The sequence below is a fragment of the Microvirga tunisiensis genome (assembly GCF_009296175.1).
In the GTDB taxonomy this organism is placed as follows: domain Bacteria; phylum Pseudomonadota; class Alphaproteobacteria; order Rhizobiales; family Beijerinckiaceae; genus Microvirga; species Microvirga tunisiensis.
This window is the reverse complement of record NZ_VOSK01000206.1, coordinates 1-11,650: the sequence shown is the minus strand read 5'-3', so window position 1 is coordinate 11,650 and position 11,650 is coordinate 1. Positions and strand designations below refer to the sequence as shown.

Genomic DNA, 11,650 nt, shown 5'->3' with positions numbered 1-11,650 from the left:
CTCGACGCGCTGTTATCGGCACCGTCAGCCTAACTCACAGGTGGCGATTTGGAGTGTAGCGGGAGCACCCATCCCTATGGTCTGTCACCTTTGCTGCAAGATCCAGTCATGGTAGGAAAATTCGGATAGCTGGATGGCAATCCTTCTAATCGATCAGAAAAAGAACCGGTGACGGGAGCAAGGTGAATGAAGACATATTGCGAGTTTACGTTCGAGGCTGCGCACTCGGTGGCTCCCTATTCCGGGCTGCACGGGCACACCTTCATCGTCAAGCTCACTTTCGGCGGCGCCGTCGACGAGGTCTATGGCTGGCCGGTCAATCTCTATGACGTCGAGAATTACATCAAGGAAATCAAAGGCGAGCACGGATCGGGCCTGGACCATGGCAACCTGGACCTCAACCCTGAGATCGGCATCGCCTCGCTGGAGAACGTCACCACGTATATCTGGAGGCTCGTGAAGGCTCGGTTTCCCAACCTTGAAGAGGTCGAACTCAAGCGCGGCATGCCCGGTTCGTCGGAAGGCTGCATCTATCGCGGCGAAGCGGCCATCAGCAGCAGCCTCGCGGCCTAGCGCCTTGTCCGATGGCGTGACCTCGGTCATGCCATCTCAGGCGGGCCATCCCCTCATCTATCCTGCAATCCAATCTGGCGCATTTCTTGAAGAACCTGACTGTGGGCTCGTCGATTGTTGCGATGCAGGTCTAGGAAAAACTCGATCATAGGCCCAATTGAACACGAATGTGTAGGCGACGAAGACGAGGGCGAACGCGATATCCATGACAAAGGCGTGGACCAGGCTGATGCCGAGATACCAGGCCATGAGCGGCGTCAGCATGGCCAACAGCCCGACCTCAAACAGGACAGCGTGCAGAACCCGAACAGGGATGCTTTTGCCAATTCCGCCGGTGATGCGCTGCAGAATGGCATCGAATGCTAAATTATAGAGATATGTCCACAGGGTTGCGATGACCGCACAGGCCATCCTCACCACGGTGATATCCGCCACCGGCATGCTGAAGGCCCACGCGCCGAGTGGCGAGATCAGAGCAAGGCCGCCGAGCTCAAAGCTGATGGCGTGACGGAGGCGATCCCAAGGCGAGCGCATGATCGAGAGGTCTTACGGAAGAGGAACGGGCTCAGCCACTCAGGTGCGGCAGGCCGACGCTGATCAGGCCCGATCCAGGGCGGTGCATTCCTCCAGGAACTCGCGCTTGAGCTCAGCATCCTGGGCCATGTCGCCCCAGCAATAGGTGTTGACCATGCGGCTGCGGTGACTGGCGCGCACGCCGCGCTGGGTCTTGCACATGTGCACCGCGCTGATGCGCACCGCCAGCCCACGGGGTGAAGTCATATCCATGATGTACTGACCGATCTGCTTGACGAGCTCCTCCTGGATCCGCAGGCGGGAAGCGAAGTACTCCACAATCCGGTCGTACTTGGATAGGCCGATGATCTTGCCGTCAGCCGCTGGCAGGATGCCGATGTAAGCCGCCCCATAGATTGGCATCATGTGATGCGCACACATGGAGCGCACCTCAATCGGACCCGTGACGATGAGCTGATCATAGGCTTGGGCGTTGTCGAACTCGGTGATCTTGGGTGGAGCCGTGTAGCGGCCCCCCAGGATCTCCTCGACGTACATCTTGGCCACCCGCTGTGGCGTCTCGCGGGTGTTGTGATCGTTCCGGTGGTCGATGCGCAGGATGTCGAACAGCTCCTCCACTTTGCAGGCGGCGGCGGCGATCATGCCTTCGCGCTCAGCCTCGCTCAGAGGTTGGTTGAGTGTCTCGTTACACAGGCGCGCGAGGTTAAGCTCGTGAGCATGGAAGTTCATGGTAGGCCCCTGCAGAGTTATTGGTTGCTTATAGCGACTGACCCAAGAGATGACTCATGAACCAAGCAACGGCCAGTCCAGCTAAGATCAGGACGATCATTAGGGTAATGCCGATTGCCTTTTCATGCCGCGCCCGCTGGGCCTGAAGGCCATCCAGCTTTCGCTGCTTCTCAAGCTCGTAGATTTTCATTGTCGTACCCCCCACCCATAACCTTATCAGCGATGATCGAGCCTGAGAAGATTATCCGTTATGGCAAATTGTCCTAGAGCGCGCTTGAATAGTCGCGCTTGAATAGTATTGTAGGGGAGCTTGCTCTGCTGGAATGACCCTGTCGGGCGAGAGGCGTGATGCTGAAGAGCGGGCTGCTCAGATGGTACTGTCAAGTTGATGGAGGATAAGGATCCCAGGGGCAGTCACTGAGAAATGGGTACCGAGACGCGACACGGCTATTGGCGCATCAATGGTGACAGATGAAGGCAGCAGGGCTGCCCCACTGAGCCTTATGCTCTCCCAGCCAGACCACCGTGTCAGAAATTACGGCCAGGCTTCTCATAGGTTAGCGAGGCACCACGCTGTCTCAGGTACAAAGGTGTGGTGGGCAGGTTGTCAGCTCCTTGCCCCGCTTGAGCCCTGTCGGGATGTCCTCCTTCGATGGGGCTCTTGCGTTTCAGACCCAGCAGATTGGTAGCCCTGAATGACCGTACCATCCCGCATGAATGCCGAGGTGCGCACGCAGCCTGCCTGCGAATGGCTGGCGACATCCGGGTGCACATACAACGTTTTCCAGCACAAAACCAAGCCCGAGCTGTTCTGTGCGGTTCCCGTGGATCAGCCAGTGCCTGTCTTCATCCTATGGGAACAGTGGGCGTTCATTCAGTCGCTTCATCCCTCGGATCCATGCCGACGCAAGCTACCCCCAGCAGATCAGCAATGCCTGTCGATCCTTGCTGAGGAGCCGCCGGATCGTGCGATGTGGCAAGGGCGGGCGAACTGATCCATTCCGGTACTTTCCGAAAGGGACGCTGACTGCTCCTGGCTCGCAGGTGAAGCGTCGTGAATACCGCGCCGTTTCCTGGCCTTCATGCACGACGAGGCCCGGGTTGCCCCCGGCCTCGTCAGTTGCTGTCCATGCGGCGCTCTCAGTACAAAGCTACGCTTCTGCGTCAAGCACCGCTCCTTTGCGTGGAGTTTGTTCACGTCTGGCTTTATGTCGGGTACTGAAGCACCAGCAGACCGGAACAAGCAGGCTTATTACTGAGGTGCTTCGGGTGACATGGGAGCTGCATCGGTTGGAGCACCAGCTCCAGATGTACCCTGAGCAGGGGGTGGCGCTGCAAGCTGCTGCCTTGCTCCGGCCAATTGGCCCTGAGCATCAGCAAGCTCCTGACGGGTGGTCTGAAGCCGCCCCTCCAGCTCTGCAACCTCTCGATTGCGGGCGGCCAGGTCGTCCGTTGCCCTTGCGAGCTGGGCCTGAAGCTCAGACCGTTGCTGGGTTGCCTGGCTCTGGAGTTCAGCCTGCTCCCTCGTCAGGCGCTCCCGCTCCGAACGAAGGCTGGCAAGATCCGTCTGACTGGATGCATGCGCGTCACGCACCTGCTGGAGGCGTTGCTCAACCTGCGTGAGCTCTGCTCTCCGAGAGGACAGCTCCTGAGTAGCTTGGGCTACCGACTCGCGGGCCATTGTCACCTCACGGCGGGCCTCCTCCATCTGACGGCTCAGATCCGCTAACTCCTGTTTGCGTGCCATGCCAGTTTGTTCGCTTGTCACAAGCTCCTCCTTCACCGCAGCCAGCCGTTGCTCCGCCTGCGGCAGCTGGTTCTGGGTTTCCGACAAACGTTGCGACAGGGCCGTGACGTTGCGGTTCAGCTCGGCGGCCCGTTGCTCATTCGCCTGCAGGGCCTGCTGCGCCGCGGAGGTCTGAGACTGAACCTCGGTGCGCGTCTGGGTGAGCTGCGTCAGCTGCTGTTGTTGCGCCTGCAGGTCCTGCAGCGTGGCGGTGAGCTGCGCCTGAGCTTGCTCACGCGCTTGCGTGATCTGGGCGAGCTGTTGCTGGGTGGTCTGGAGCGACTGCTGCAGGGTCCCGAGCTGCGCCTGAAGCTGGTCGCGCGACTGAGCTGTCTGCGTGAGCTGCTGCTGGGATGTCTGGGTGGTTTGTTGCAGGGTTGCAAGCTGGGTCCGCGCCTGCTCGTGCGCCTGTGTGACCTGGGCTAACTGCTGCTCCGCACCAGCTACCCTGGCCTGCAAGTCCGCCAGAGTTCCTCCGGTGCGCTGCTGCTCATCAACCTGGCGGCGCAGGGTGGCTTCAGCCTGCTGCAGCCGCGTTGTTTCCGCTTGAGCTTGCTGCAGTTGGTCAGAGGAGGAGAGCCCAAGGCTGAGTGCCAGAAGCCATCCCAGGACGGCAACTCCGGCCAATGCCAGAGACAGAGGCCGCTTCAGCTCGGAGCGGTAATCAAATGCCATCATGGTCCTCCTGCGTGTTGGCTGCTCGATCTAACGCAGAAGCCTCATGGGCGTTGCCCGCCCTACGCCAGCGAACTGGGCGGAACACCGAGGTGCCTGACGGATTGTCGGTATCGCTGCACCATCTGACCAGGAGACCGACCATGGCCGACAAGGATCTGAAAGCGCTCTTCCTGCACCAGCTCAAGGATACCTACTTCGCCGAGAATGCCATTCTCAAAGCCCTGCCGCAAATGGCAGAGGCTGCGCAGGCTGAGGAGCTCAAGGGCGCATTTGCCGTCCACCTGAAAGAAACCGAGGGGCAGGTGAAGCGCTTGGAGCAGGTATTTCAACTGCTCGGAGAAAAGCCTGCGGGTGTTGAGTGCAAGGCCATTCAGGGCATCATCGAGGAAGGGCAAGAAATCCTGCAGGAGTTCAGCGGCGGCGAGGCTCTCGACGCCGGGCTGATTGCCGCCGCCCAAGAGGTGGAGCATTACGAAATTACCCGCTATGGCACCCTGCTGGCATGGGCCAAGCAGCTTGGCCTCACAGAGGCCGAGGGGCTCATCCAGGAGACTTTGATCGAGGAAGAGAACACGGACCAGATCCTTTCTGAGTTGGCCGAGGATGCGATCAATCCTGCCGCCGCTTAGGAGGTGACGCTGACGGGTGCATGGCAACAACGCTGCCCCAGTCCTTCTTCGCGCGCGATGCGGTAGTGGTCGCCCGCGAGCTCATCGGAACCATCCTGATTGTTGACAAGATCGGAGGTCGGATCGTCGAGACTGAGGCCTACACCAGCGACGATCCGGCCTCCCACAGCTTTCGTGGCCTGACGCCGAGGAACGCAGCCATGTTCGGTCCCGCGGGCAACGCTTACGTGTACCGGTCGTATGGCATGCACTGGTGCCTGAACTTCGTCTGTTTGCCGGGCAGCGCGGTGCTGGTCAGAGCTCTTGAGCCAACCACAGGTATCGAGATCATGAAGGCGCGACGTCACGTCGACGATCTTCGCCTCCTCTGCTCAGGCCCCGGTCGCCTGTGCCAAGCTCTTGGCGTGACCATCACGCACAATGAGCTGCCGCTGGACCAAGTACCCTTTCAGCTCTTCAGCCGAAAGAGCCCGGTTGAGATCACCACAGGAATGCGGATCGGGATCACCCGCGCCACTGACATGCCCTGGCGCTTTGCTCTCGCGGGATCGCGCTTCCTTAGCCGAAAGATATGAGGCTGACCCTTGCCGGGAGAGCTGGTGCATGTTGATCCCGCAGCTACGCTCCTCAACCAATGTGCTGCGGTGTTTCCAGGCGCGTCTAGATCGCACAGGCCAGATTCATCAGCGGAGAAGATAGCGGTTGCTGGAGTAATCCGGCATAAATCGCTTGCAAGTTCGCCCTAACCCGGTCGTGTGTTTCTGATTGGATGTCCTTCCAAAGGCTGTCGTCTCGCCACGCATGGGGAACGACAACAATCTGGCCCACGGACCAATCCTCATCCGCAGCAGGTGCCATGAGGCGTTTCCTGTCAATCCGCTCTCTTGCTCGAGCACGGCAATCAACCGCAAAGTTTGTGAGGCGTTCCAGGAAGCGGAACACGAATTATTACCCTTTGTTTATCTTGCGTGTGGCGGGGCTGGACAGTTGAAATCGTCTGATGTCGCCATTGAAGATGGAATGGGAGTAATTGAGCTAAAAAGAACCCGGCTGCTCTTTCAAGTGCCGGGTCGAGCAATCTGTCACTCGTAAGTCTTGGACCCATCTGCACAAGGGGAACGCGGGGACACTGATGGGTCCGCATGTTTGGGTAATACTAACAAAGCCGACTGGTTCCCCAATGAGATTGGTATTTGCTCAAAGATCTTCGTTTTTAGCCTGCGTTTTTCCATCCTCTAAACATCTCAATTCTCCCGGGACGCAGAAGTAGTTAAAGCTCGCTGTTTCGACCTTTTAGCCAGGTGCTTGACCAACGAAGGCTCTGGGCAAATCACCTTGCAGATTGTGTCGAGCGCGCGGAAAAATTCATTTGGAATTTCATCGTTATGCGTGCCGAGCGCGAGTGACTTATCTGCTAGTAGGAAACTGTACAGCACAGCAGTTCCGGGATATTGCCAAGCTGGCACTATCAGGAAGCGCATTCTGGCAAGGCATGTTCCTATCTACTCTTTTCCTGAAACCCACACTTCCGTTTCGCTGCACGCGTGAGTTCGTACCGTCGTGGAGGAGAACCCGGAAGAGGTCGTATTGCGTGCTATCTGTGCCTCGAAGCTCTGAAAAGCCCTTTCACATGCCTCGACCGTACTGTGCTGTGAAATTACCACCGGCGCTGTGCTGTTGTGCTGGCTCAGAACCGTGAGAACGAACATCACTTTTAGCATCTGCGGTCTCCTTAGGCTCGACCTTGCTTCTCCCTACGCGATTGGGAACTCTGGCGATCGTGTGTCGGGTCCCCTACACTCCACGGCGCTTTGCACGTGAAGCTTGCCGCAACAGGCATGCATGCTTTACCGTTGACTCTTCTGGGGTGCCTGACTGCGTCATGGTCGTGCCACAAGGCGACCAGCTGGCATGAGCCATGCATCGCGGCGTGATGAAGTGGAGCGGCCATGATCCGGCGAGAGACGCTTCTAGCAATCTTAGCGATGCTGATGCTCGGCGTATCTCTGGCAGGATGCGCGGCCCCGTCCCAGCTCATGCAGAGCGAACGCCAGTGGCTCGTCGGCCGTACCTATGTGGTCACCGGCGCCTCCAGCGGGTTTGGCCGCGGCGTGGCCCTGAAGCTGGCGAGCCAAGGGTCTAATGTCATCCTTGCCGCCCGCCGGACTGACGTTCTCAAGCAGGTTGCAGCCGAGGTCCGTGCGGCAGGCGGAACCCCGCTGGTCGTCACCACGGATGTCAGCCGGTCCGACGATATCGACCGGCTTGCCAAGGCTGCGGTTGAGCGGTTCGGTCGCATCGACGTGTGGATCAACAATGCTGGCGTGGGAGCGATCGGGCGCTTCGAAGACGTGCCGCTCAGGGATTACGATCGGGTGATTGACGTCAACCTTAAAGGAGTTATCTATGGCAGCCACACCGCTATGCGGCTGTTCCGCCAGCAGGGCTATGGCACGATTGTCAACATCTCCTCGGTCGAGGGCGAGGTGCCTCTGGCCTACCAAGCGATCTACTCCGCCTCAAAACATGCTGTGAACGGGCTCGGAGCCGCCCTTAACCAGGAGCTGCGGCTCAACAATCAGCCTGACATCAAGGTGGTGACAGTGATGCCCTGGGCCGCCGACACCCCGTTCTTCCAGCATGTGGCCAACTATAGCGGTGGCACACCGCGCATGATCCTGCTGGATGATCCGCAGACGGTCGTTGATACCATCGTCTGGGCTTCGATCCACCCGACGAAGGAGGTCGCCGTTGGCTGGAAGGCGCAGGGCGCCGTCACGGCCCACCGGCTCTTTCCTGCCCTCACCGAGCGCATCGCGGGAGACGTTTCTCACAGGGTGCAGATCGAGACGGCTCCACCGGCTCCTCCGACATCCGGAACTTTGCACCAGCCGATGCGCTCCGGCACGACGGTGGATGGTGGTGTCAGGGAGCGGATGCGGCGGGAGGACCAGCAAAGACGGGAACGGTACGGAAGTTGAGGCAAGTCTGGCTTTGCCCTTTGGAATTTTTCTCTTAACGCGCGCTGGTTGCCCGATGAGCCTCACCAGACCCTACGCGTTCGCGAACGTTCCAAGCCGTTAGGGACACTTCCCGGACTGGAGAATTATCCCGCCCAGATCTGAGTACCATGGACAGGTGAGCATTCCCTGGGACCATGGGCGCGAAGAACAGCCTATCCAGCCTACGTTTCGTCAGGGATCTCGCTGGTCGCAGCGGAGTTGGCTTCGACTGCAGCGGCCGGCGGAGCATCCTCGACTGTCACGGCAGAACGCTCCTGACCCTGTTCAACAAGTTCCTGTTGCGCCCTGAACCAGTGGTCTTCTGGATTGCCGGTGCGGCCCTCATGCTCCCAGATCGCGTAAGCCCGTTGCCGGATCGTCTCGTCCTGGCTGATGGCGATTGCCGCCGTAGACAATGTGTCAGACATGATCGGCTCCCTGTGCGTCGATTACCGGATCAATGATCAGTTCCCGGAGTGGTTCATTCTCATGTGTCGGTCGCCAAACGCATGGTGCGGCGCAGTTCCAGAACGACCCTCAGCCCCCTCCGGATGACGTGGTAACCGTGTACGTCCGCAGGCACACAGTCTTCACGTGGAGGCCTGCAGGAACAAGGTGGCTTTGACCAGACGGTCGGGCCCAAGATCTTCCTCCGGCTCAAGATCCAGCAACTCTGCAAGTCGCGTGCGCGCTCGGCTGATCCGACTTTTGATCGTGCCAAGGGTCGTACCACAGATCCTGGCCGCCTCCTCGTAGGACACTCCCTCCGCTCCAACCAGCAGGAGCGCCTCGCGCTGCTCGCCGCTGAGCCGAGCAAGGGCAGACTGCATGTCGTTGAAATCCAAGCGCGCGCCCTGCTCCGGCATGGTTGCAAGGTTGCCGACCATCACGCCGTCCGGGTCCGCCACCTCCCTGCAGCGCTGGCGGACCTCGGTGTAGAACTGGTTGCGCAGGATGGTGAAAAGCCACGCCTGCATGCTCGTGCCGGGCTGGAACTTGTCGAGGTTCTCAAGCCCCCGCAGCAGCGCCGCCTGCACGAGGTCATCGGCATAGGTGCTGTTGCCGGTCAGCGAGATGGCAAAGGCACGCAGGTGCGGAATAGCCTTCAGCATCGCCTGCCGGGCAGGATCTTCACTCGCCATCGCGGCCGCTTTCGGATCCATCCAGTTGCGCCAGAAGCTGAACGAAGCGGTCGGGAACCGGCTCGCTCATCAGGTGGGAATAGAAGGCCTGGAGCTGCTCACCCAGAAAGTCGCGACATGAGGCGGTAGGGTTGGCTCCGGGCCAGGATCGCCGGTGACGTTCAGGAGGTCCTCAAGCGCGTCCGGCTCATCTAGAACAGTGCTGTTGTTGGGGTTGTTTGTGGACACGCTCGCTTCTCCAGACCCAGCCAAGCTGCCCTCCAGACTTGTTGCGTGCGGAGGACACCCCGGCTTTAGAGCACCGAAGGCGTGCTGCCATTAACCTGAGATAACGATCCCCGATGACACGGGGACAGGAGAGCACTCCCTACCGCAACGGAAAGTGCGGTCAGGCTTCCGTATGCTCCTGATCATCTATTCGGCCAAGCGCTGGTCCGGAACCTCGCCGGTCGCAGCAGAGCTAGCCTCGGCCGCAGCCGCCGGCGGAGCATCTTCCACCGTCGCATCCGAGCGCTCCTGCCCCTGATCATCGAGCTCCTGCTGCGCCCTGAACCAGTGGTCCTCAGGATTGCCGGTGCGGCCCTCACTCTCCCAGATCTCGTACGCCCGCTCCCGGATCTTCTCATCTCGGCTGGTGGCGATGGCTGCGGCAGACACTGTGTCAGACATGATCGGCTCCCTTGGCCTCGATCACCGGATCATTGATCCAGTGAGAATTGGGACGAGTTGGCGGAGATAGGTCCGAACGACCTGCTCCTTCGTCAATTGTTCACGAACCACAATGACTGGCGGCTTGCTCGCGGCACGCAGCCGCGACGGCTTCAGCAAAGTCTTGCTGGCTGAAGGGCTTTTGCAGGGTCGGACAGTCTCTGAACCTGTCCGGCACTCCATCGGCGCCATAGCCTGTTGCAAAGATCACAGGAATGCCGCGCTCGCGGATCACTTCGGCGATGGGATAGCTGAGGGTGCCATTCAGGTTGAGGTCGAGAACGGCAACCCCGAACTCCGCTTTATGGGCAAGCGCGAGGGCATCATCGAACCTGGCGACCGGCCCCACGAGTTCACCGCCGCAGTCCAGAACCATGTCCTCCAGCAACATGCTGATCATCGCCTCGTCCTCGACAACGAGGATGCGATGCTTGCGCTCGCGGGCCAGCATGGATGAGGATCCGAGGCTATTCATCACCGTGCCTCCTGAGTTGGCATGCTGAGGCGAGGCACACTGGCGTTAAAGGATTGTTAACTTTTACTTGGACACTGATTTCTGGCATTAACTTATGTGACCGAGCCTCGGGTTTTCTTGACGGGCGTTCACGGCTGAACAACAGCGACCCGGCTCTTTTTGAGAAGAGGCCAAAGATCCGATCTGCGCTGAATGTCCTGCGACGTTTAACTTAGATGATAGGGAGCGCTCCTAAAGCGGGCTATCCAGAGCATGGATCTGATGAGGATCCGCTCCTGGAACTGAAGTCTTCTTCCTTCTGAGACTGTTGCGTATCATCTCCGAGGCTCCCTCGCTGGCACTGGCGGGGGAGTTTCTTTGCGTGCCCTGAAGAGCCGGGAGCAGATGACCATAGTCCGTCGCAGGGACAGAACCGCAGCTTGGGCCAATGCCATTGCTGGGCACAGAAGGTCCGGAGTGGGTCGAGCCTGTGTCAAAACGCGATCGGGCCGCTCCGTGAAGCAATTTAATTTCCTGTAAGCCTCGATAGACCGGGAAATCCCCGGTACAGGAGCGTGAACTTGTACAAATCGTTCGGCAAGGCCGAGCCTGTTCGAGTTTTGACACGGCCTCGGTCAGGCACGGTAGTTCCCCTGCTCTTCTGGAACGTCAGCATTCGCTGCCAGAGCTGACACTTGGTTTACTTCCGCCTGGTGCCCTTTGAAAACGTTCCGGGTACAGGACCGCTTGCTTCCGCGAAGAGCGTTTATAGAACCGGAAACAGGCTCTCTGGCGCCGATTGATTCTGGGTGTGGTGAAAGGCACCATTCTCTTATTCCTCCAGGGCGCCTTGCCGGACCCGTCGACGATCTCAATTCCCATGCCGCCGACGGAGGGACCGAGGATCGGCAGACCCCTGGCCTCGTCCTGGCCCGCGTTGAAGGCGCCGTGCACGACCCCAGGAGGCACGAACACGCAGTCCCAGGGCAAGGATCCGCGTCTTTTGCTCCACCCACACCTCGATCGTGCCGGCGAGCACATGAATCAGCTCTTCCCGGTTGGGGTGAGAACGAAAGTCGTGTCCCTTGCTGGGGAGCACGCTCACGGCGAGGATCGTCGGGTGCTTGGTGCCCGTCGTTGATGGATGACTCAGAAAGCTGAGGCGGCCGAAGTCCATATCATCAGGGTGAAGATCAGCCTGGGTGATGAACTTGTGGGGCACGGCGCCCTCCATCGGCATCCGCTGATCTGGAGACGATGCGCCGAAGGACGGAAAAAACAAAAGCACCCAAAGGGATGACCTTCGCGCGCGGGAAGATCGACCGCGATGTCAGCGCTCATTAGACTTCATGCGGCCCCACCCTTGTTCGTGTTCCGTAAGGTCGCCTTGATAGCCTCGCTGGCCGCCAGATCGC

Annotated in this window: 14 protein-coding genes; 4 read left to right on the top strand and 10 right to left on the bottom strand. The window is 59.6% G+C overall.

Annotated features, from left to right (window positions below; genetic code table 11):
- Positions 1-186 precede the first annotated feature (186 nt).
- Positions 187-573, top strand: coding sequence for a 6-carboxytetrahydropterin synthase (locus FS320_RS29830; protein WP_152715873.1), 387 nt, complete (start codon positions 187-189; stop codon positions 571-573).
- Positions 574-630: 57 nt separating this feature from the next.
- Here FS320_RS29830 and FS320_RS29825 read toward each other — a convergent pair whose 3' ends face one another.
- From FS320_RS29825 to FS320_RS29815, 4 genes are all read right to left on the bottom strand, one after another.
- Positions 631-1,107: a PACE efflux transporter gene (locus tag FS320_RS29825; protein ID WP_152715872.1), complete on the bottom strand. Its 477-nt coding sequence runs from the start codon at positions 1,105-1,107 to the stop codon at positions 631-633.
- 63 nt (positions 1,108-1,170) lie between these two features.
- Positions 1,171-1,836, bottom strand: coding sequence for a GTP cyclohydrolase I (gene folE, locus FS320_RS29820; RefSeq protein WP_152715871.1), 666 nt, complete (start codon positions 1,834-1,836; stop codon positions 1,171-1,173).
- 28 nt (positions 1,837-1,864) lie between these two features.
- Positions 1,865-2,026, bottom strand: a complete 162-nt coding sequence (locus FS320_RS45360) for a hypothetical protein (RefSeq protein ID WP_153885345.1) — start codon at positions 2,024-2,026, stop codon at positions 1,865-1,867.
- A 1,062-nt stretch (positions 2,027-3,088) separates the two neighbouring features.
- Positions 3,089-4,300 (bottom strand): coiled-coil domain-containing protein, encoded by a 1,212-nt coding sequence (locus FS320_RS29815; protein ID WP_152715870.1) that lies wholly within the window; start codon positions 4,298-4,300, stop codon positions 3,089-3,091.
- Between the two features lie 140 nt (positions 4,301-4,440).
- Here FS320_RS29815 and FS320_RS29810 point away from each other — a divergent pair, with 140 nt between their 5' ends.
- The 3 genes from FS320_RS29810 to FS320_RS29795 all read left to right on the top strand — a co-directional run bounded on the left by FS320_RS29810 (position 4,441) and on the right by FS320_RS29795 (position 7,910).
- The gene (locus FS320_RS29810; RefSeq protein WP_152715869.1) at positions 4,441-4,929 is read left to right on the top strand and encodes a YciE/YciF ferroxidase family protein; all 489 of its coding nucleotides are present in this window, start codon (positions 4,441-4,443) and stop codon (positions 4,927-4,929) included.
- A gap of 20 nt (positions 4,930-4,949) precedes the next feature.
- Positions 4,950-5,504, top strand: a complete 555-nt coding sequence (locus FS320_RS29805; protein ID WP_152715868.1) for a DNA-3-methyladenine glycosylase — start codon at positions 4,950-4,952, stop codon at positions 5,502-5,504.
- 1,374 nt (positions 5,505-6,878) lie between these two features.
- On the top strand, positions 6,879-7,910 hold the full coding sequence (locus FS320_RS29795; RefSeq protein WP_202882912.1) for an SDR family NAD(P)-dependent oxidoreductase: 1,032 nt from the start codon (positions 6,879-6,881) through the stop codon (positions 7,908-7,910).
- Between the two features lie 203 nt (positions 7,911-8,113).
- Here FS320_RS29795 and FS320_RS29790 read toward each other — a convergent pair whose 3' ends face one another.
- The 6 genes from FS320_RS29790 to FS320_RS29770 all read right to left on the bottom strand — a co-directional run bounded on the left by FS320_RS29790 (position 8,114) and on the right by FS320_RS29770 (position 11,457).
- Positions 8,114-8,359: a DUF2934 domain-containing protein gene (locus FS320_RS29790; protein WP_152715866.1), complete on the bottom strand. Its 246-nt coding sequence runs from the start codon at positions 8,357-8,359 to the stop codon at positions 8,114-8,116.
- 162 nt (positions 8,360-8,521) lie between these two features.
- A complete protein-coding gene (locus tag FS320_RS29785) occupies positions 8,522-9,094 on the bottom strand; it encodes a sigma-70 family RNA polymerase sigma factor (RefSeq protein ID WP_244627476.1) in 573 nt (190 codons plus the stop codon).
- Positions 9,063-9,143 carry a NepR family anti-sigma factor gene (locus FS320_RS50935; protein WP_420846790.1) on the bottom strand — a complete coding sequence of 27 codons (81 nt, stop codon included), beginning with the start codon at positions 9,141-9,143 and terminating at the stop codon, positions 9,063-9,065. Before FS320_RS50935 ends, FS320_RS29785 begins: the two co-directional genes overlap by 32 nt.
- A 344-nt stretch (positions 9,144-9,487) precedes the next feature.
- Positions 9,488-9,742 carry a DUF2934 domain-containing protein gene (locus FS320_RS29780; protein WP_152715864.1) on the bottom strand — a complete coding sequence of 85 codons (255 nt, stop codon included), beginning with the start codon at positions 9,740-9,742 and terminating at the stop codon, positions 9,488-9,490.
- Positions 9,743-9,842: 100 nt separating this feature from the next.
- Positions 9,843-10,256, bottom strand: a complete 414-nt coding sequence (locus tag FS320_RS29775; protein WP_152715863.1) for a response regulator — start codon at positions 10,254-10,256, stop codon at positions 9,843-9,845.
- An 850-nt stretch (positions 10,257-11,106) separates the two neighbouring features.
- Entirely contained in the window at positions 11,107-11,457 is a 351-nt protein-coding gene (locus FS320_RS29770) for a cupin domain-containing protein (protein WP_152715862.1), read from the bottom strand.
- Positions 11,458-11,650 lie beyond the last annotated feature (193 nt).

Bases quoted from the DNA above. Each gene is read 5' to 3' on its own strand.
- FS320_RS29830 (WP_152715873.1), top strand. From the start codon at position 187: ATGAAGACATATTGCGAGTTTACGTTCGAGGCTGCGCACTCGGTGGCT.
- FS320_RS29825 (WP_152715872.1), bottom strand. From the start codon at position 1,107: ATGCGCTCGCCTTGGGATCGCCTCCGTCACGCCATCAGCTTTGAGCTC.
- folE (WP_152715871.1), bottom strand. From the start codon at position 1,836: ATGAACTTCCATGCTCACGAGCTTAACCTCGCGCGCCTGTGTAACGAG.
- FS320_RS45360 (WP_153885345.1), bottom strand. From the start codon at position 2,026: ATGAAAATCTACGAGCTTGAGAAGCAGCGAAAGCTGGATGGCCTTCAG.
- FS320_RS29815 (WP_152715870.1), bottom strand. From the start codon at position 4,300: ATGATGGCATTTGATTACCGCTCCGAGCTGAAGCGGCCTCTGTCTCTG.
- FS320_RS29810 (WP_152715869.1), top strand. From the start codon at position 4,441: ATGGCCGACAAGGATCTGAAAGCGCTCTTCCTGCACCAGCTCAAGGAT.
- FS320_RS29805 (WP_152715868.1), top strand. From the start codon at position 4,950: ATGGCAACAACGCTGCCCCAGTCCTTCTTCGCGCGCGATGCGGTAGTG.
- FS320_RS29795 (WP_202882912.1), top strand. From the start codon at position 6,879: ATGATCCGGCGAGAGACGCTTCTAGCAATCTTAGCGATGCTGATGCTC.
- FS320_RS29790 (WP_152715866.1), bottom strand. From the start codon at position 8,359: ATGTCTGACACATTGTCTACGGCGGCAATCGCCATCAGCCAGGACGAG.
- FS320_RS29785 (WP_244627476.1), bottom strand. From the start codon at position 9,094: ATGGATCCGAAAGCGGCCGCGATGGCGAGTGAAGATCCTGCCCGGCAG.
- FS320_RS50935 (WP_420846790.1), bottom strand. From the start codon at position 9,143: ATGAGCGAGCCGGTTCCCGACCGCTTCGTTCAGCTTCTGGCGCAACTG.
- FS320_RS29780 (WP_152715864.1), bottom strand. From the start codon at position 9,742: ATGTCTGACACAGTGTCTGCCGCAGCCATCGCCACCAGCCGAGATGAG.
- FS320_RS29775 (WP_152715863.1), bottom strand. From the start codon at position 10,256: ATGAATAGCCTCGGATCCTCATCCATGCTGGCCCGCGAGCGCAAGCAT.